The sequence below is a fragment of the Myxococcus vastator genome, from assembly GCF_010894475.1.
Taxonomy (GTDB): domain Bacteria; phylum Myxococcota; class Myxococcia; order Myxococcales; family Myxococcaceae; genus Myxococcus; species Myxococcus vastator.
This window is the reverse complement of record NZ_JAAIYB010000012.1, coordinates 14871-34449: the sequence shown is the minus strand read 5'-3', so window position 1 is coordinate 34449 and position 19579 is coordinate 14871. Positions and strand designations below refer to the sequence as shown.

Here is a 19579-nt window from a genome sequence, read left to right as displayed (position 1 = left end):
CGTGGCAACGAGCGCGCGTGTCAGGCCTTTGTGTCCCGGCCTATCACCGCGCTTCTTCCCACTCCCGCTCTGCCCGCGCCGCTCGGCCTTCTGTCCCGGCGTGTCGCTCAACGGTGGCCGGTTCGAGTTCGAGCACCGGCATGAAGGCGCTCAACATCACGCCCGCCGATTTTCATGGTGCGTGGAACGACGTCGTCAGGCCGCAACCCATCACGTAATTGAACCTCGAGCCCCTACAACCAGTGGACGATGATTGACCATGCGGTCTCATGGAGCGCGGGGGGCGAGCTCGAACAAAAAGAGGTCGAAGCGGGAGGAAGTGCCCGCGTCCGAGGTAGGCGCTCCTCCCTTCTGCCTGGCCGGGCATGCCGCCCAGCGCCCATTGGGCGACACCCGCGGGTGTGCCGCGCAGTGCACCTCGCCGTGGGGACCTGGAACGACGAACCTCCAGGCCTGCCCTTCGACCTTCAGGGACCTGAGTTCATCGGGTTTCGAGAAGTAGTACCGGTTTCTTCCCGCGAGGAGGGAGCCCGGTCCGGAGGAGAGGTCGAGGCCCTGCAGCTCGCTGTGCTGGCGCGGGTCCTGGGCGGACACCACCACCAACTGGTCGCCTTTGCCTCGCGCCACCACGACCGGCTCGTACCAGTTTCCATGGTCGGTCTCCGACCTTTGGGTCACGACCTTGGTCTTGTAGTACCCAATCGCCCCCTGGTACTCGAACCTGACACCCGAGCCCTCGCCATAGGGGGACTGGTAGGGCTCCTCTTTCTCCCAGCGTCCGGTTCGCGCATCAATGCAGCGCATGCGCGGCGGCGCTGACGCCTCCTGCCGCACGCAGAGCTGGGCGCGGCGCCAGAAGAGGATGGGGTTGTCGTCCTCGTGCAGCAGTCCGGGCAGGCTCATGATGGTGCCCACCCTCCGGACTCCCGTGGGCATGAGCGGAGGCTTCGAGCGCAGGGCCTCCAGGCGGAGGTTCAGTGCCGAAGTCCAACTGCTCAGCTCGGGAAGGGCTGGCCCCGGTGGCAGGCTTTGAAGAGCGGAGCGGGCCCGGTCGAGATTGCCCGATGCGAGCAATCGCTCGACGTTCAGCAGCTGTGCCCGGCTGAGCGCCTCCCTCAGCCCCGACACCTGCCAGTCGCCCTCGCGAAAGGGGCCGCCTTCGGTATCCAACCCCATCCCGGAGGCCAACGCAGCGAAGACCTCCTCGAGCGACTGCACGGCCGGTCCACCGAACTCGCGACTCCCTGGGCGCAGGAGCCGCGAGAAGCGCGGGTCGAGCTTGAGCTCCGAAGCCCCGACTCGCAGCGACACCTGGACGGCCGGAGTCACGATGTCGATCCGGCCCTGCTCACAGCGCACCCGCCAGCGCTCGCTCTCGTCGATGCGCGCCCCCCCGCCGAATTCAGGCGCTCCTACCTGCCCGAAGCGCAACACGGCCTGGTCATTGCGTCGGAGGGCGAAGAGTTCCGAGCCGTGGCTCAGCGCTGCGCCGCTGTTCGACCCGGATAAGCGCCAGAGTTCCCCTCCCGGGGCGAACGCACAAGCCTCCATCCAGGTCTCATCGTCACCATCCACTGTCCATTGGAGTTCCAGGAAGACATCCTCCTGCCCCATGGGCTCGGCGGGCCCACCGTCCTCCCCGTTCGAGCCCCACGCGGGCGCGGAGACACACACGAGGCACACCAGCCACGTTCGAAAGGACATGCGGTGCGACGAACGTCGAAAGGTCATCGTGCCCGTGGACGTTAGCAAGGCTCGCGCCAGGAGTCAGGCTCGCGAGGATGATGACCACCGCTCACGTCAACCGGGGAGATGTCCGCGTCTCGCAGCTTGTACTCCGCCGTGAAGCCTCGTCGCCTGGCCTCCTCCACCACCTCGCTCGCCCTGACTCGAGTCTCTTCTGAGCTGCCCCCCTGATAAGGTGGCGCTCACACACGCCACCATGAATCCCGCCGAGAAAACCGCCCTCCTCCTCGAGCGCCTCCGGGAAGCCCATCCGGATGCGCGCTACGAGCTCAACTGGTCCACCCCCTTCGAGCTGCTCGTCGCCACCATCCTGGCCGCGCAGTGCACCGACGAGCGCGTCAACCGCGTCACCGCCACTGTCTTTCCCAAGTACCCAGGTCCACGGGCCTTCGCCGACGCGGACACCGCCGCGCTGGAGGAGGACCTCAAGCCCACCGGCTTCTTCAAGCAGAAGACGAAGTCCGTGCAGGCCATGAGCCGCGCGCTGCTCGACACGTTCGGCGGTGAAGTTCCCCGCACCATCGATGAGCTGGTGACGCTCCCGGGCGTGGCGCGGAAGACGGCCAACGTCGTCCTCAACACCGCCTTCAACCTCCCGTCCGGCATCATCGTCGACACCCACGTGGCGCGCGTCAGCCAGCGCCTGGGCCTGACGAAGAAAGACAAACCCGAGGCGATTGAAGAAGACCTGATGAAGCTTGTGCCCCAGGAACAGTGGACCTTCTTCGGCCCCGCCACCGTCCTTCATGGGCGTTACACCTGCACCGCAAAGAAACCGAAATGCGATGCCTGCATCGTGAAGAATGTGTGTCCGCGTATCGGCGTGTAACCCAATCCTTAAAGACGAGGGAATTCGCAATCGAGGTGGCGGTATGACGTTGTCAAGCCATCATGCCCACCGCCCCTTCCTCCGCGGCCTCCGCACCACTCGCCGAAGCCCGCCCAGTCGAGGCGGGTGAGCGCCTGGAGTTGCTCGACGCGCTGCGTGGCTTCGCGCTCTTCGGCATCCTCATCTCCAACGTGCAGATGTGGTTCAGCGGCAGGGTGTTCCTGCCCCGGGAACAAGCCGAGGCGTCCATCGCCAATGCCTCGCTCCTGGACACCGTCACCCGGTATGCCTTCGAGGTGCTGGTCTCCGGGAAGTTCATCACCCTGTTCGCCTTCCTCTTCGGCCTGGGCTTCGCGGTGCAGCTCGGCCGGGCCGAAGCGCGCGGCGGCGGCTTCGTCCCGCTCTATGCGAGGCGGCTGGCCGTCTTGCTGGTGTTGGGTGTCCTGCACCTGTTCCTGCTCTGGTACGGAGACATCCTCTCGTCGTATGCGCTGATGGGCTTCGCCCTGCTGCTCCTGCGGCGGCGCTCGGACCGGACGCTGCTCATCATCGCGGCGGTGCTCGTCTTGCTGTGGCCGGTGCTCACGAACCTCCTCTTCCGGCTGCCGCAGCTCCTGGCGGAGTCACCCGAGGCCGGCGCCGCGGCCATGGCCGCCGCCCGCGAGAAGTCCACCGCCCTTCACACGCGGATGCTGACAGCCATCACCGGGGGGAGCTGGTGGGAGGTGACGAAGACCAGCGCCGGGTTCTACCGCGATGGGTTCTTCATGATGATGCTGGCCGGACTCCTGACCTGCCTGGGCCGCTTCGCGCTCGGGCTCTGGGCGGGGCGGCGCGGCATCTTCCAGGACGTCCCCGCGCACCTGGGGTTCTTTCGTCGCCTGCTCGGCTGGGGGCTGGTGGCCGCGGTGGTGGGCTCCGCGCCCGGCCTGGTGGTGACGGTGCTCATGCAGAACAAGGTGCTCACGCCTGAGACGATGCCCATGTGGCTGCCCCTGGTGCTGGCGCCGCTGCGCAACCTGGCACAGGTGGGGCTCGCGGGCGTGTACGTGGCGGGCATCACCCTGCTCTTCCAGCGCGCCACCTGGCAGCGGGCGCTGGGACTGCTCGCGCCCGCGGGGCGCATGGCGCTGACGAACTACCTGTCGCAGACGGTCATCAGCCTGCTCATCTTCTACGGCTATGGCCTGGGACAGGCGGGCAAGCGGGGCCCCTTCGCGTGCGTCGTCATCTGCGTGGGCGTCTTCGGCGTCCAAGCTCTTTGGAGCCACCTGTGGCTGTCACGCTTCCGCTTCGGCCCGGTGGAGTGGGCGTGGCGCTCTTTGACGTACGGAAAGGCCCAGCCCATGCGGCGCGCCGCATCCGACGCACCCGCGCCCCTGGCGGCGTGAGCCAGGAGGAGCGTCCGCCAGTCGCCGGCCACGGCATGTGGGCACTTCTCCCGCCGGGCGAAGTGCGCCATGTACGGCCCATGTCGAACCTGGACCTGTTCCCCCCGGCCCCGCCGCCCTCTGAGCCCGGTCCGCTGGATCGGCTGCTCAAGGTGTCCCGCATCTACGTGGAGACGGGCGTCGAGGAGCACCTGCGGGGCCGGGAAATCCTCGCGCGCTTCCCGGACGCGGAGCGCATCCCCGTGGCCTCGCACCAGGGCATCCCCGGGCTGTTCGGCAACGCGGGCAACGCGGAGGCGTGGAACCGCATCAAGGGCAGCACCCTGGTGCTGGGGGTGAAGAAGACGATGTCCTTCACGCCCAACGGGCGCAGCTGCGACTTCATCCCGCCCTCCGCCGCCAATGGCTGCGTCATGAGCTGCGCCTACTGCTACGTCCCCCGGCACAAGGGCTACGCCAACCCCGTCACCGTCTTCGTCAACATCGACCGGATTGTCGCCGCCATCCGCCGGCACGCGGGGAAGCTGGGCCCCAAGACGGAGCCCAACAGCGTGGACCCGCGCTTCTGGGCCTATGACATCGGCTGCAACAGCGACTGCGCCGCGGACGCCGCCCTCAGCGACAACGTGAGGGATTTGGTGCGGCTGTTCACCACGCTGCCCAACGCCATGGGCACCTTCGCCACCAAGCTGGTGAATCACGAGCTGCTCCGCTACGCCCCCAAGGGCAAGACACGCCTCCGCTTCAGCCTGATGCCCGCGGCCAAGGCGAAGCTGCTCGACGTGCGCACCAGCCCCATCGCCGAACGGATTGCCGCCATCGACGCGTTCGTCGCCGCCGGCTACGAGGTCCACCTCAACTTCTCCCCCGTCGTCGTCTACGAGGGCTGGCAGGAGGAGTACGACGCGCTGTTCCAACAGGTGGACGCGGCCATCGGCCCCGCCGCGAAGGCGCAGCTGGCCGCCGAGGTCATCTTCCTCACCCACCACCCGGGCCTCCACGAGGTGAACCTCCGCTGGCACCCGAAGGCGGAGTCCCTGCTGTGGACGCCGGACACCCAGGAGGCCAAGGTGTCCCAGGGCGGAGGCCACAACGTGCGCTACCGCACCGGACTCAAGGGCCGCTTGGTCGCTGAATTCAAGGAACTGCTGGCCCGCCGCCTGCCCTACTGCCAGGTGCGCTACGCGTTTTGAGCCGGATGCCGTGTCATGGGCGTGACGTGGGCGGCCCGGCCTGTGGCAGACTCGGCCGGACCATGTGGGATTGGGTCCGCCAACTGGCGGAGTGGTCGCGGGACGATGTTCCGTTCGCCGTGGCGACCGTGACGGTGTGTCAGGGAAGTACCCCCGCCGAGCCCGGCGCGAAGCTGCTTGTCCGCGCGGACGGCACGTTCCACGGCACCGTGGGCGGTGGCCACCTGGAACAGCTCGTCCTCGCGGACGCCCGCGCCTGCCTGGAGAGAGGAGAAGCCCGTGCCTACCGGTATCCGCTGGGCTCGAAGCTGGGCCAGTGCTGTGGCGGCGTGGTGGACGTCTTCATGGAGCCGGTGAACCACGGCCCACGCCTGTACCTCTTCGGCGCCGGCCACGTGGGGCAGGCCCTGTGCCGCACGTTGGACGGCACGCCCTTCCAGGTCCACCTGGTGGATGAGCGCCCCGAGTGGGTCCACGGCGAGCGCATCCCCGCCTCTGTCATCCGCCACGAGGAGCCGTGGGACATCTTCGCCTCGCGCGCCGTCTGGGACGCCCGCCGCACGTACCTCGCGGTGATGACGCACCGGCATGACCTGGACCAGGACATCATCGCCTTCGCCCTGGAGAAGCCCGCTCGCTACGTGGGCCTCATTGGAAGCAACACCAAGTGGGCCCGCTTCCGTCAGCGCCTGGAGGCCCGGGGCGCGACGGCGGCGCAACTGGCCCGCGTGCGCTGCCCCATGGGGCTGGAGATTGGCGGCAAGTCGCCCCAGGAGGTCGCGGTGAGCATCGCCGCCGGCCTCCTCCAGCTCCATCACCTGGGCGCCCCGGGTGAAGACACCGAAACCACCGCCGGGGCCCCGTCCTCGGAGACGCCCCGTCTGCGCGGGGTCCCGTCAGGAGAATGAGCAACATGTTCGAGTTCCGGCTCAATGGCGCGACGGTCCACGTCGATGGCGTCTCCCCCAACACCACGCTGCTCGACTTCCTGCGGGCCCGCGGCCTCACCGGCACCAAGCAGGGCTGCGCCGAGGGCGACTGCGGCGCGTGCACCGTGGCCCTGGTGGACCGGGACGCCCAGGGCAACCGCTGCCTGCGCGCCTTCAACGCGTGCATCGCCCTGGTGCCCATGGTGGCCGGCCGTGAGCTGGTGACGGTGGAAGGCGTGGGCAGCAGCGAGAAGCCTCACCCGGTGCAGCAGGCCATGGTGAAGCACTACGGCTCGCAGTGTGGCTTCTGCACGCCGGGCTTCATCGTCTCCATGGCGGAGGCGTACTCCCGCAAGGACGTCTGTACCCCGGCGGCCGTGGCGGACCAGCTCTGTGGCAACCTCTGCCGCTGCACCGGCTACCGCCCCATCCGCGACGCGATGATGGAGGCCCTGGCCCAGCGCGACGAAGGGCCAGCGCCCGCCACGGCGATTCCCGCCGCGCCGCTCGAAGGCCCCGCCGAGCCGTTGGCTCCGCTGCGCTACGAGGCCGGTGGACAGACGTTCCTGCGCCCCACGTCGTGGGAGGAGCTGCTCGACCTGCGCGCGAAGCACCCGGAGGCGCACCTGGTGGCGGGCGCCACCGAGCTGGGGGTGGACATCACCAAGAAGGCCCGCCGCTACCCCTTCCTCATCTCCACCGAGGGCGTGGAGTCCCTGCGCGCAGTCCGCCGTGAGCCGGAGGGCTGGTACGTGGGCGGCGCGGCCTCGCTGGTGGCGCTGGAGGAGGCCCTGGGTGACGAGCTGCCCGAGGTGAAGAAGATGCTCAACGTCTTCGCCTCCCGGCAGATTCGCCAGCGCGCCACGCTGGCGGGCAACCTGGTGACCGCGTCGCCCATTGGCGACATGGCGCCGGTGCTGCTCGCCCTGGAGGCCTCGCTCGTCCTGGGCTCGGTGCGCGGCGAGCGCACGGTGGCGCTGTCCGACTTCTTCCTCGCCTACCGGAAGACGGCGCTCCAGCCCGACGAAGTGGTTCGCCACATCGTCATCCCCCACGCCGCCGTGCCCGAGGGCGGACGGCGGCTCTCCGACTCCTTCAAGGTGTCCAAGCGGCGCGAGCTGGACATCAGCATCGTCGCCGCGGGCTTCCGCGTGGAGCTGGACGCGGGCGGCGTGGTGACGCTGGCGCGCCTGGGCTACGGCGGCGTCGCGGCCACGCCCGTGCGGGCACGCCGCGCGGAGGCGGTGCTCACCGGGCAGCCCTGGACGGCCGAGACAGTGGCGCGCGCCCTGCCCGTGCTCGCGGAGGAGCTCACGCCCATCAGCGACTTGCGCGGCAGCGCGGCGTACCGGCGGGGGCTGGTGGCGAGCCTGCTGGAGAAGTTCTTCTCCGGCTCGCACAGCCCGGCCCTGGACGCCGCGCCGGGCTTCGACGCGGGTGACGCGCAGGTCCCCGCGGACGCGGGACGCGCGCTGCGGCACGAGAGCGCGCTGGGCCACGTGACGGGCAGCGCGCGGTACGTGGACGACCTGGCGCAGCAGCGGCCCATGCTGGAGGTCTGGCCGGTGTGCTCGCCCCATGCGCACGCCCGCATCCTCAAGCGAGACCCCACGGCGGCGCGCAAGGTGCCCGGCGTGGTGAAGGTGCTCATGGCCGAGGACATCCCCGGCATGAATGACACCGGCCCCATCCGCCACGACGAGCCGCTGCTGGCGGACCGCGAGGTGCTCTTCCACGGGCAGATGGTCGCGCTGGTGGTGGGCGAGTCCGTGGAGGCCTGCCGCGCGGGCGCCCGCGCCGTGGAGGTGGAGTACGAGCCCCTGCCCGCCATCCTCACGGTGGAGGACGCCGTGGCGCGGAGCAGCTACCACACCGAGCCGCACGTCATCCGCCGGGGCGACGTGGACGCGGCGATGGACGGCAGTCCCCACCGCCTGTCGGGCACGCTGGCCATTGGCGGGCAGGAGCACTTCTACCTGGAGACCCAGGCCGCCTTCGCCGAGCGCGGTGACGACGGCGACATCACCGTCGTGTCCTCCACCCAGCACCCGTCCGAGGTGCAGGCCATCATCTCCCATGTGCTGCACCTGCCGCGCAGCCGCGTGGTGGTGAAGTCGCCGCGCATGGGCGGCGGCTTCGGCGGCAAGGAGACGCAGGGCAACGCGCCCGCCGCGCTCGTCGCGCTGGCCGCGTGGCACACGGGACGTTCAGCGCGGTGGATGCTGGACCGCGACGTGGACATGGCGGTGACGGGCAAGCGCCACCCGTTCCAGGCCTCCTACGAGGTGGGCTTCGACGACCAGGGGCGGCTGCTGGCCCTGCGCGTCCAGCTGGTGTCCAACGGCGGCTGGTCCCTGGACTTGTCCGAGTCCATCCTGGACCGCGCGCTGTTCCACCTGGACAACGCGTACTACGTGCCGGCGCTGGCGTACTCCGGGCGGGTGGCGAAGACACACCTCGTCTCCAACACCGCCTTCCGCGGCTTCGGCGGTCCGCAGGGCATGCTGGTGACGGAGGAGGTCCTCGCCCGCGTGGCGCGGGCCGTGGGGCTGCCGGCCGATGAGGTCCGCGAGCGCAACCTCTACCGCGGCACCGGAGAGACGAACACCACGCACTACGGCCAGGAGCTGGAGGACGAGCGCATCCTCCGCGTGTGGGAGGAGCTCAAGCAGTCGTCGGAGTTCGAGCACCGGCGGCGCGACGTGGCGGCGTTCAACGCCCAGTCCCCCTTCATCAAGCGGGGGCTCGCCATCACCCCCATGAAGTTCGGCATCTCCTTCACCGCCACCTTCCTCAACCAGGCCGGCGCGCTGGTGCACGTGTACCGGGACGGCTCGGTCATGGTGTCCCACGGTGGCACGGAGATGGGCCAGGGCCTGCACACCAAGGTGCTGGGCGTGGTCATGCGCGAGCTGGGCGTCACGGCGGACGCCGTGCGGATGGCGAAGACGGCGACGGACAAGGTGCCCAACACCTCCGCCACCGCGGCCTCCAGCGGCTCTGACTTGAACGGCGCCGCCGTGCGCGTGGCCTGCGTCACGCTGCGGGAGCGGCTGGCCCCGGTGGCAGTGCGCCTGTTGTCGGACCTGCACGGGCGGAGCGTGGCGCCGGACGCCCTGCTGTTCAGTGACGGGAAGGTGGGCCCGCGAGGGGAGCCCGAGGTCGCCCTGCCCTTCGCGGACGTGGTGGAGGCGGCGTACCTGTCCCGCGTGGGCCTGTCCTCGACGGGCTACTACCAGACGCCGGGCATCGGCTACGACAAGGCCAAGGGCCGGGGACGCCCCTTCCTCTACTTCGCCTACGGCGCGGCGGTGTGCGAGGTGGAGGTGGACGGCCACACGGGCGTCAAGCGCGTGCTGCGCGTGGACCTGCTGGAGGACGTGGGCGATTCGCTCAACCCCGGCGTGGACCGCGGGCAGATTGAAGGCGGCTTCGTCCAGGGCCTGGGCTGGCTCACGGGCGAGGAGCTCCGCTGGGACGCCAATGGCCGGCTGCTCACGCACTCCGCCAGCACCTACGCGGTGCCGGCCTTCAGCGACGCGCCCATCGACTTCCGGGTGCGGCTGCTGGAGCGGGCGCAGCAGCACAACACCATCCACGGCAGCAAGGCCGTGGGCGAGCCGCCGCTGATGCTGGCCATGTCCGCGCGCGAGGCCCTGCGTGAGGCGGTGGCCGCGTTCGGACAGGCCGGTGGCGACGTGGAGCTGGCCTCCCCCGCCACGCACGAGGCGCTGTTCCTCGCCATCCAGAAGCGGCTGGCGCGGGCGGCGGCGGAGAGCGGACGCGAGGCGGCCTGAGACGCCGCTCGGACGGACGACGGTCCGGGCTCAGCGTGGGGCCTGGAGCCGCTCTCGCCGGAAGCCCTCCGGGCTCAGCCCCCACCAGCGCTTGAAGGCGCGGTGGAAGGCCACCGGGTCCGCATAGCCGAGGAGGAAGGACACCTCGGCGATGGACATGCGGCGCTGGAGGTAGGACTCGGACAGCTCGCGGCGCAGGGCTTCGACGATGGCCGCGTAGCGCTGCCCCTCGCCCGCGAGCCGCCGCTGGAGCGTCCGCGGCGGCAGCCGCAGGGCTCGGGCAACGGCCGCGAAGGAAAAGTCCCCGCCGGCCAGTTCGCGCCGGACCTGCTCCCGGACGCGCTCGGTGGTCGTGGACACGTCCGGCAGGCGCTCCAGCGCGCGCTGGGCCTGGCGTTGGAACATGGCGTTGAGCAGCGCGTTCGCGTGGAGGAAGGGCCGCTGGGCGTCCTCGTGGGAGAACTCGATGGCGTTGAAGGGCGCGCCGAACTCCAAGGGACACCCGAAGAGCGCCTCGTGCTCGCGGAGTTCCGCGGGCGCGGTGTGGGTGAAGCGCACGACGAGCGGCCGGACCTCCACGCCCGTGAAGGCCCTCACCCCGGTGGCGAACTGCACCAGCGCCGCGTCCACCAGGTGCCGGTGCGCGGGCCGGGGCGCGCCCACGGGTGTGAAGCGCATGCGCACCCCGCGCTCCGTCTCCTCCAGCAGGAAGCGCTCCCCGTCACCCCAGACGCGCTGGTAGCGGCAGCCCCGCGCCATGGCCTCCCGCAGCGTCGCGCAGGTGAGGACGACGAAGGTGGCCGGGTCATCCAGGTCCACCAGGTCCACGCGAGCGATGTGCAGCCCCAGGTTGGCGTCCCCGGACAGCGCCTCCGCCCGCTCCAGCAGGCCGTCCAGCGCGGCGTAGGGGATTCGCAGCTCCGGGTCGTCCAGGTCCTCCATCCGGAAGCCCGCCTCCCGGCAGAGCACCTCCACCGGCAGGCCCAGCGTCGCCGCGAGCCGGAGCGCCTGCCGCGCCATCCGCGCGGACAAGGACGGCTCGGAGGATGAGGACGGAGGCGGCCGCGCCACGAACGGGACGCTAATGGCGCATTGGCGCGGACAGCAAGCCGTTCTGTCGCCATCCGTCAGTGCGCGGACGGCGGGGGGCGCGCACTCTTGGATTCTCATGGACGACACGCCTTCGCTGCTCCCCCGGCTGCACCTCTTCGAGTTCACCGACCAGGCGTGGTTCCCCGCCGCGCTGCGGGACCTGACGACCGACTACCTCCACACCATCAGCACGCGCCTGGGCATCTTCGACGCGGCGGCGGAAGTCCTGGCGCGCGGGCTGAATGCGACACAGGGCCCTGAGCTGGTGGACCTGGGCTCCGGCGGCCGAGGCCCCCTGCCCCGCCTGCGACAATTGCTCGCGGAGCAGCACGGCATCGACGCGCGCGTGGTGCTCACCGACAAGTTCCCCAATGCCCAGGCCGCCGAGCGGGCGCGGACCGAGGGCGTGCACTACCTGGAACGCTCGGTGGACGCGCTCCAGGTTCCGGCGGACCTGCGGGGTATGCGCACCCTCTTCAACGCCCTGCATCACTTCCGGCCGGACGAGGCCCGCGCGGTGCTCGAGGACGCCCAGGCCCGCGGCGTTCCCTTCGCAGCGTTCGAGACGGTGCGCCGCACGCCCCCGGCCCTGCTGTCCATGTTGCTGGTGCCCCTGCTGGTGCTGCTCTTCACACCTCTGGTAAGGCCGCTGACGCCGCTGCGGCTGCTGCTCACCTACGTGGTACCCGTGGCCCCGCTCATCATCTTCTGGGACGGGCTGGTGTCCGCGCTGAGGACGCACCAGCCCGACGAGCTCCGGCGGATGACGGCGGCCCTGGCGCGCGAGGGCTATACCTGGGAGGTGGGCGAGGCGAAGGCCCCGGGCAAGGCCGCCATCACCTACGTGCTGGGGCGGCCCTCGCGCTGAAGCGTCAGCGCACGTGCAGCAGCGCCAGCAGCACGAAGAGGCCGTTGAGGCCCACGCCCACGGACATGTAATTGCCGCTCGCCCGGGACATGCCGGCCGCGACGTTGACATGGCCGAAGTACCCCAGGGCCAGCCGCGTGCCCACCTCCGCGCCCACGTTGAAGCCCGGGTCGCGCGAGGCGCGCGTCGCGGTGCCCATCATCAACCGGCCGTAGGGCACCACCCAGGTATTGACGAAGTGCTGGTAGCCGACGAAGCCGTTGAACTCGGAGATGCCCCGGCTCGTGTAGGCCAGGTTCGAGCCGATGTTGAGCCGCCGGCTCAGGAAGGCCATGGGCTGGATGGTGAGGGCCAGGTCCGCCGACGGCCGCCACGCCCCCACCCGGTACTGCATGGCGAAGTCGAAGGGTGGCTTGTCCAGCGCCGGCGCCTCCCACCGGAGCCGTGCCGCCGCCAGGGCGTGCGCTTCGCCGCCCCGCGCGTCGTAGAGGTCCGCGAGCGCCAGGGCGCCTTCCTCGCTGTCCGTCTCATACACCGTGACGAGCGGCGCCTCGGCGCCCGCGAGGTTGCCGTCCGCCATGCGCAAACGCCCCAGGGCCAGGCACCCCTGCTGCGAGCCACCGTCACACGCCCTGGAGAAGGCCGTCTCCGCCTGGCTCCGGTCGCCGTCCTGGAGGAGCTGCTCGCCCCATTCGTTGCAGGCCCAGAGGTGGCCCTTCTCGCAGGAGGTGCTGCGGGGCAAGGCTTGAGTCGTGGCGCACGCCACCAGGAGAGGAGCCATCACCGCCAGGAACGCCAGTTGCCGCATGTCCGGTATTCAACCACAAGCGCGCCCCGGCTTCCTCGGTCTCCAAGCCCCGGACAGCGCGCCCGGGTGCCTGGCCGCCCTCCACCCGAACGGGGCAGCCCGGCCAGCCCTCCATTCCCCGTGAGCCCCCTGGTCATGGGGAGGGCGAGCACAGACCTTGAGGGCATCGAGGAGGACCTGTGGCGCCAGTTGCCTTTCACGAAGACACCTTCCGCCCTCAACCCGCGCAGCCGCTCCCGCGGCAGGAGCCCCGATGAAGGTTCCGGAGATGTTGGAGCACCTGCCGGGGGTCGGCCCCCTGATTGGCCGGATTGCGCACGGGCACGAGGACGCCGTGCCGCGCCGGGAGACCACCGTGACGCTTCCGGACTTCGCCGCCGTCCCCCTCCCGCAGACAGAGCGGGCGCTGGGCGACGGCCGCACGCTGGTGGTCCGCAACCCCGCGGTGCGCTCGCCGCGCGGTCCAGGGCTCACGGTGATGACGTACAACATCCTGCTCGGTGGGCAGCGCCGCGAAGCCTTGCTGGGCTACTTCGACGACCTGGAGGCCCAGGGGCGGCTGCCGGACGTGCTGGGCCTGCAGGAGGCCAACGTCCCCATCTCCGTGCTCCTGGCGGAGCGCTACGGCTTCCACCTGGCGTACCAGGGGCATGACGGCGGTCCCGGGGCGCGGCTGGTGAACGGAAAGGCCTTCCTCACCCGGCACCCGCTGGTGGACGCGGCGCACTTCACGTACGCCATCCCCGACGCGGAGCGGGACGCGGCCATCATGCGGCGCGGCGGGGACCCCTGCGAGATTCCCGAGGACCGGGGCGCGCTGTACGTGCGCCTGGAGGTGGAGGGCCACCCGGTGGTGCTCTACAACGTGCACCACACCCTGGGCGACTCCGGCATCAACGCCCGCAACCTCCGCCAGCTCAATGCGTTGCTGCAACATCGCGAGGTCATGCACGCGGTGGTGCTGGGGGACTTCAACGCCAACACCGCCATCAAGACGGGCGGCTCCTGGCTGATGGCGCACCTCAGGACGTACGACGACACCGACACGGTGGAGGAATACGAGGTGCGCTACGGCGAGCCCCACGCCAGCGTGGGGGACCCAGGGGTGGGCAACATCGCCGACCCGCGGCTGCGGCACGAGTTGCACGTGCTGGAGCAGGGCCTGCCGGAGACCATCGCCCACGCCACCACCGCGCAGGTGCGCCTGCCGGGGGGGGCGCTCATGACGCCGAAGCAGGCCTGCGCCGAGCTGCGCTCCGGCCGGGTGCAGCGCGGCAGCGAACACTGGCTGCGGCTGCAGGACATCGCGGACAGCGCCACCCTCACCTCGCTGCCGGATGAGAGTGGCGTGGTGCCCGCGACGGGCAAGCGCTTCGACAACCTCTACGCCAGCCCTGGGCTGGTCCCCCGCCTCTTCGAGGTGGACCGCGGCACCGAGTCCTCCGACCACCAGCCCGTGGTGGCGCACTACGACGTGCGGACGCCGGGGCTGAAGGACGGCAAGCCCGCCTCCGGCACCCTCCAGCGGCCCACCTGAGGCGCCAGCATCACCGGTGCTGGCGCCCCCGTCCCGCGAGGCCTCAGGGCCCCGCGGGACACGCGGGCAGGGACGTAATCCACGCATCCACCAGCCCCGCGCCCTCCGTGTCCTCCACCGCGCTGGCCAGCGGCGGCATGCGCGTCGTCGGCGTGAGTGAGTGCATGCGCCGCGACAGGACCGACTTCGACGGGTCTCCCGGGGTGACCAGCATCGCTCCGGGCACGCCCAGCTCGCCCTGCTGCGGGGCCACGCCACAAATCTTCGCGGCGGCGAGCGACGTGGCGTAGCGCAGGTCCGACTCACCGCGGCCCAGGCCATTGGGCCGATGACAGACGGCGCAGTTGGCGTGCAGGTAGGCCCGCGCGCGCGCCTCCACGGGCTCCGGCCCGGTGTACGTCGGCATCCGGGGCAGCTGCTCCACCGGGGCCGGCAGGGTCAGCACGCCAATGTGCTCCAGGGTCCGGAGCTGCGACGCGACGCGCCCGCCCGGGTATTCGTAATCCCGGTTGAGCTGCGCGACCTCCAGGCCCAGCACGAAGCCCGCGGTGGCGTTGTGGCACTGCATGCACTCGCCCCGGCTGGGGTACGTCCACGTCTGCGCCCCCACCGTCTTCACCTTGCCCGTCTCCAGCAACGTCGCGTCGGTCCCCGCCTCGTTCCACTCATACGTGTAGCCCGCCCAGGTGCCGTCCGGATGGCGCATGAAGAGGCGCGTCTCCACGCGCTTGCCGCCCAGGAGGAACGTCTTCACCGTCACGGTGCCGGGAGGCGCGTCCAGCACGCCCTCCGGCCCCACCGTCATCACCGTCCCGTCCGGCACGCCGAAAAACCGCTCCTTCTGCGCGCCGTCCGACCAGAGCGGGGCGTTCACGCCGTACGGGATGAGGCCCGCCGAGGGGAGGTTCGCGTTCGCCGGGTCCGCGCAGCCCGTGGCGGACAGCAGCGCGGGGAACGCCTCGCCGCCGGGCGCGGGGGGCGTGGACGCGTGGATGCGGTGCAGACCTCCCCCGGCGAAGTCCACCACCAGCAGCTCGCCGTCGTTCAGCTCGGCGAACGAGGCGATGCTGAGCGGCGTGGTGACGAGCACCTGCGGCACCGCGGCGGCGCCAGGCACGGCGTCGCCCGGCAACGTCCAGATGCGGCCCGAGCCGAAGTCACCGAAGACGTACTTGCCGGAGAGCGCCGGCACGGCGGCGCCGCGGTACACGTAGCCGCCGGTGATGGAGACGCCTTCGGTCCGGCCATAGACGGCCACGGGCGGCGTCAACCCGGTGGTGCCGCAGCCGCTACCGCGCACGCACTCGGTCCCCTCCAGGATGCTCCAGCCGTAGTTGCCGCCCAGCTCGACGCGGTTGATCTCCTCGAGGAGCTTCTCACCCACGTCGCCCAGCCAGAGCGCGCCGGTGCTCCGGTCGAAGCTCCAGCGCCACGGGTTGCGGAAGCCGGTGGCGTAGATTTCCTTCCGCCCGCCGCTGGTGGCGTAGGGGTTGGTGGGCGGAATGGCATAGGGGCGCGCGCTGTCCACATCGAGCCGCAGCATCTTCCCCAGCAGGAGCTCCGGATTCTGGGCCGTCTGGTTCGGGTCCACCCGTCCGCCGCCGTCACCGAAGGCGAAGTAGAGGAAGCCATCCGGTCCGAACGCGAGGTGGCCGCCGTTGTGGAAGGAGAACGGCTGGTCCTGTTCGAGCACGACCTCCGCGCTCGCCGGGTCCAGGGTGGCCCCGCCATCCGGGCTGAGGTAGCGGACGATGTACGAGCCGAGTCTCCCCATCGCGTTGTTCCCCACGTAGGAGAGGAACACCTGACCGTTGGTGGCGAACGCCGGGTGGAAGGCCATCCCGAGCAGGCCTGTCTCGTCATGTTCGGTGTTCACCCGTCCGGAGAGGTCGATGACCACGGAGCTGGTGGGCGGCGTGGCGTCCTTGTCGAACACGCGCACCCTTCCCCCGCGCTCCACCACGTAGATGCGGCGGTTGTCTCCCGGCGCCTGGAGGGCGAACAGGGGCTGGGTGAAGCTCAGCTCCGGGAACGCGCGAGAGACGGTGGCCCCCGCGGGGTCCGGGGGCCGGGGAGGCGCGACACACGTCGGGTTCGCGGGGCGAACGTCGAGCCCGAAGGGCACCTGGGTACCCGGGCCCCCGTCCTCTGGCGCCATCGGCGTGCTCCCGTCGCCACCCGTGCCTGGCCCTCCGTCTGCTTGTGGGTCGATGATTTCATCTTCGTCCCCAGGGCGACCGGAACGGTCACCCGAGGAGCCAGGACATGCGAGCGAGATGCCGAGCAGGCCCATCGCGAGCGCCACCACGCCCAGCAGCATCAGGACAGACGGTCGTCGTTGTTTCATGGCGCTGCTGTGGTGGCTCGGGATGAGGCGAAACGCCAGGGACTGGACCTCGCGGCGGGGCGGCCTTTGCCGGATGCTGGACCCCGTGGGTGGCGGTCGTCGTGAATCAGGCCCGCGCATCGTTCCTGGGACGTCTTCCCCCGGACATGGCGCGCGGACCTGACAGTCCCGCTGAAAATGGCAGACAGCGGAGCAACCCCTCCCCAGGTCGCGCTGTCCCGGGGCGGACGGACGGGCGGGGGCCGGCCTCACCGCGCGCAAGCCCCTAGATTGCTCGGAAAGGAGGCCTCATGAAGACAGGCACTGGGACATCCCGCTTCGTTCGTCCGTTCGTGGGCGCCGCGCTCACCGCCGTGCTCGCCTTCATGGGAGTGCCCGCGGCGGCGGTCGCCCAGGGCGTCGCGCCCCAGGTGTCCTGCTACCAGCGAGCGACGGACGGCGGACTCGACGATTCCCTGGCCACCCAGCTCTGCCGCGGCGCGCGTTCATCCACGCCCGCCGACTGCTTCGTGCGCGCCCAGGAGGAAGGCGCCCTCACGCAGCGCCAGGCCGTCCAGTTGTGCCAGTTCGCCGCGCCCGACGAAGACCCCGCGGGTTGTTTCCTCCAGGCCCGGGAGCAGACCTTCACGGACCCAGCCCGCGTGTTGCAGCTGTGCCAGCCCGCGGTCCAGAACTGTCCCGGCTACGTGGAGTGAGCCCGCGTGGCTCGCGTCTTCGGTCGCAGCAACTCCCGCAGGCGCGCGAGGTCCACCGGCTTCGCCAGGTGCTCGTCGAAGCCTGCCTCCAGCGCGCGGCGCCGGTCCTCTTCCAGGCCGTAGCCCGTCACGGCGATGAGCACCAGGTCGCGCCCTTCGTCCGTCGCTCGGAGCGCGCGGGCCACCTCGTAGCCGTCGAGCCCGGGCAGGCCGATGTCCAGCAAGACGATTTCGGGGCGCAGCTCGCGCGCCCGCGCCAGCCCCGAGGGACCGTCCTCCGCTTCGCTGACGGTGTGCCCCTCCAGCTCGAGCAGTTCGCGGACGAGCTGCCTGCTGTCGGTGTGGTCATCCACCAGCAACACGTGACGTCCGGGAGGCGGCGCCACGGGCGCGTCTTGAACCAGGGGCACCTGTTCGACCTGGCCGCGAGGCAGCCGCACCGTGAAGGTGCTGCCCTTCGCGAGCCCGTCACTTTGCGCGCACACGGAGCCGCCATGCAGCTCCACCAACCGCTTCACCAACGTGAGGCCAATGCCCAGGCCTCCCTGCGCGCGGTCCAGGGTGCGCTCGGCCTGGAAGAAGAGCTCGAACACGCGCTCCTGGAGCTCCGGTGACAGGCCGTCTCCGGTGTCGGACACCTCCAGCACCACGTGGCCGGGCTCCTCCCGCGTCACCACGCGGATGTGGCCGCCGTGCGGGGTGTACTTGAGCGCGTTGGACACGAGGTTCGTCACGACCTGCTCCAGGCGGTTCGTGTCCCCCTCCAGCCAGGCGCGCGGGGCCACCACCTCCACCTGGTGCGCCTGCGTCCGTCCGGAGGACTCCAGCGCCGCGACGGCGCGCCGCACGCACTCCGACAAGTCCATGGTCTGCTTCTGGAGCAGGATGCGGCCACTGCTCACCCGCTCCACGTCGAGCAGGTCATCCACCAGCCGCGCCAGATGGAGGGCCTGCCGCTCCACCAGGGCGCGCGCCCGCTCGCGGCTGGCGGCGTCCTCCGTCACCGACAGCACCTTCACGCCGCTGGTGATGGCGGACAGCGGGTTGCGCAGCTCATGGCCCAGCATGGCCAGGAACTGGTCCTTGGCGAGGTTGGCCGCCTCGGCCTCCGTCATCTTCGTCCGCAGCGCGACCTCGCGCTCCATCACCATGGCCGCGGTGAGCGCGAGCGTCGCCCGCAAATCCTCCAGCTCGGAGATGCCCGTGGGCCCCACGTTGGTGAAGGCATCCGCCGAATCCGGGCGCTCCCGGGCCGCGCGGGCCAGGGCGCGGAGCGGACGCGTCATGCGGCGGCTCACCCAGGCGGCCCAGGCGGCGGCGACGACACAGCACCCCAGCCCCGCGATGAGCAGCGCGAAGAGGGACTGGTTCACTGACGCGGTGAACACCTCGCGGGGCCCCGAGAACGACACCGTCCAGGGCACCAACCGCAAGCGCGAGTAGGCCGTGAACGACTTCATCCCATCCACCGTCTGCGTCGCGAAGAAGCCCTCGCGGCTCGCGCGGATTCTCTCGACGTATTCGGGCCGGGCCTTCGTTCCGACGAACCGGGCGCGGCCCCGGCTGCGCGAGAGGATGACGCCCTCCTCGTCCACCAGCGCGCCCAGCCAGTCCCCCGGGACGCGCTGTTCGTCCCAGAGCTTGTCGAAGTGCTGCATGGCGTACGTCGCCACCAGCACGCCCGCGAGCACGCCCTGACGCCGCACCGGCATCGCCACCGCCACGGTGGGCGCCCCCTGGAGGCGCGGGGAGGGAAAGTCGGAGATGACCACGCGCCCCGTCTCCACGACCTCGCGCACGTAGGGCCGCTCATCCACGAGCGCCGTCAGGTCGGTTCCGAAGGGCTGGTCCGTGGAGAACATCGTCCGGCCCTCCACATCCAGCAGGAAGAGCGAGCCCCATTGGGCCTGGGACGCCACCACGGCCTGGCAGGTGGCATGGAACGTCGCCAGGTCGCCTTGCGACAGCGGGGCTGAATGCGACAGCACCTCCAGCGCGCGGACCGACTGCCCCAGCTCGCGCTCCACGACGAGCGCCAGCGCCCGGGCCGTCTCACGCATGCCCTGCGCCCGGGCCTCCCGCTGCGACACCGCGAAGCGGTTCACCGCCCCCGCCGCGAAGAGCACCAGCGGCACGAGCAGGCCGAGCGCGAGCAACCCGAGATAGAAGCGAAGCGAACGCGGCTTCATCGACCGGCGACCTTCCAGGGGAGCATCGCGCCGCATCCTGCATGGGCGGGAGCACGAGGTGCCCTCCAGTACACTGGAATGACGTGGCCTGAACAGTGTCGCGGAGGATGGGTTCAAGCGTCGACTTGCGGATGCATGCTCGCCTCCCCTTGGGAGGC

Annotated in this window: 13 protein-coding genes and 1 pseudogene; 8 read left to right on the top strand and 6 right to left on the bottom strand. The window is 70.7% G+C overall.

Translation table 11 applies throughout. The annotated features are described in order from the left end of the window. Position 1: 1 nt before the first annotated feature. Positions 2 to 129: pseudogene (locus G4D87_RS39190) on the bottom strand (DUF6444 domain-containing protein); the annotation flags it as partial. Positions 130 to 267: 138 nt separating this feature from the next. Continuing rightward, positions 268 to 1704 (bottom strand): hypothetical protein, encoded by a 1437-nt coding sequence (locus G4D87_RS02350; RefSeq protein ID WP_163778075.1) that lies wholly within the window; start codon positions 1702 to 1704, stop codon positions 268 to 270. Between the two features lie 238 nt (positions 1705 to 1942). Between G4D87_RS02350 and nth the strand changes: the two genes are divergently transcribed. The 5 genes from nth to xdhB all read left to right on the top strand — a co-directional run bounded on the left by nth (position 1943) and on the right by xdhB (position 9885). Further along, positions 1943 to 2575, top strand: a complete 633-nt coding sequence (nth, locus tag G4D87_RS02345) for an endonuclease III (protein ID WP_163778072.1) — start codon at positions 1943 to 1945, stop codon at positions 2573 to 2575. A 62-nt stretch (positions 2576 to 2637) separates the two neighbouring features. After that, positions 2638 to 3966, top strand: a complete 1329-nt coding sequence (locus G4D87_RS02340; protein WP_163778069.1) for a DUF418 domain-containing protein — start codon at positions 2638 to 2640, stop codon at positions 3964 to 3966. 80 nt (positions 3967 to 4046) lie between these two features. Next, positions 4047 to 5159: a spore photoproduct lyase family protein gene (locus tag G4D87_RS02335; RefSeq protein WP_163778067.1), complete on the top strand. Its 1113-nt coding sequence runs from the start codon at positions 4047 to 4049 to the stop codon at positions 5157 to 5159. A 62-nt stretch (positions 5160 to 5221) separates the two neighbouring features. Then, on the top strand, positions 5222 to 6067 hold the full coding sequence (xdhC, locus tag G4D87_RS02330; protein WP_163778065.1) for a xanthine dehydrogenase accessory protein XdhC: 846 nt from the start codon (positions 5222 to 5224) through the stop codon (positions 6065 to 6067). Then, the gene (gene xdhB, locus G4D87_RS02325) at positions 6064 to 9885 is read left to right on the top strand and encodes a xanthine dehydrogenase molybdopterin binding subunit (protein WP_163778063.1); all 3822 of its coding nucleotides are present in this window, start codon (positions 6064 to 6066) and stop codon (positions 9883 to 9885) included. The genes xdhC and xdhB overlap by 4 nt, the downstream gene beginning before the upstream one ends. Before the next feature lie 30 nt (positions 9886 to 9915). Here the strand turns inward: xdhB and G4D87_RS02320 are convergent, their stop codons facing one another. Beyond that, entirely contained in the window at positions 9916 to 10956 is a 1041-nt protein-coding gene (locus G4D87_RS02320) for an AraC family transcriptional regulator (RefSeq protein ID WP_240357953.1), read from the bottom strand. A 97-nt stretch (positions 10957 to 11053) separates the two neighbouring features. Here G4D87_RS02320 and G4D87_RS02315 point away from each other — a divergent pair, with 97 nt between their 5' ends. Continuing rightward, the gene (locus G4D87_RS02315; protein ID WP_163778059.1) at positions 11054 to 11845 is read left to right on the top strand and encodes a class I SAM-dependent methyltransferase; all 792 of its coding nucleotides are present in this window, start codon (positions 11054 to 11056) and stop codon (positions 11843 to 11845) included. Positions 11846 to 11849: 4 nt separating this feature from the next. Here G4D87_RS02315 and G4D87_RS02310 read toward each other — a convergent pair whose 3' ends face one another. After that, positions 11850 to 12653, bottom strand: a complete 804-nt coding sequence (locus tag G4D87_RS02310) for a hypothetical protein (RefSeq protein ID WP_163778057.1) — start codon at positions 12651 to 12653, stop codon at positions 11850 to 11852. A gap of 253 nt (positions 12654 to 12906) precedes the next feature. Here G4D87_RS02310 and G4D87_RS02305 point away from each other — a divergent pair, with 253 nt between their 5' ends. Then, positions 12907 to 14190: an endonuclease/exonuclease/phosphatase family protein gene (locus G4D87_RS02305; RefSeq protein WP_163778055.1), complete on the top strand. Its 1284-nt coding sequence runs from the start codon at positions 12907 to 12909 to the stop codon at positions 14188 to 14190. A gap of 43 nt (positions 14191 to 14233) precedes the next feature. Here G4D87_RS02305 and G4D87_RS02300 read toward each other — a convergent pair whose 3' ends face one another. Continuing rightward, positions 14234 to 16537 carry an SO2930 family diheme c-type cytochrome gene (locus G4D87_RS02300; RefSeq protein WP_176410641.1) on the bottom strand — a complete coding sequence of 768 codons (2304 nt, stop codon included), beginning with the start codon at positions 16535 to 16537 and terminating at the stop codon, positions 14234 to 14236. Positions 16538 to 16827: 290 nt separating this feature from the next. Here G4D87_RS02300 and G4D87_RS02295 point away from each other — a divergent pair, with 290 nt between their 5' ends. Beyond that, complete coding sequence (locus tag G4D87_RS02295; RefSeq protein ID WP_163778053.1) at positions 16828 to 17232, top strand: hypothetical protein; 405 nt, start codon at positions 16828 to 16830, stop codon at positions 17230 to 17232. Here the strand turns inward: G4D87_RS02295 and G4D87_RS02290 are convergent. Beyond that, entirely contained in the window at positions 17220 to 19421 is a 2202-nt protein-coding gene (locus G4D87_RS02290; protein ID WP_163778050.1) for a hybrid sensor histidine kinase/response regulator, read from the bottom strand. The genes G4D87_RS02295 and G4D87_RS02290 overlap by 13 nt on opposite strands. Positions 19422 to 19579 lie beyond the last annotated feature (158 nt).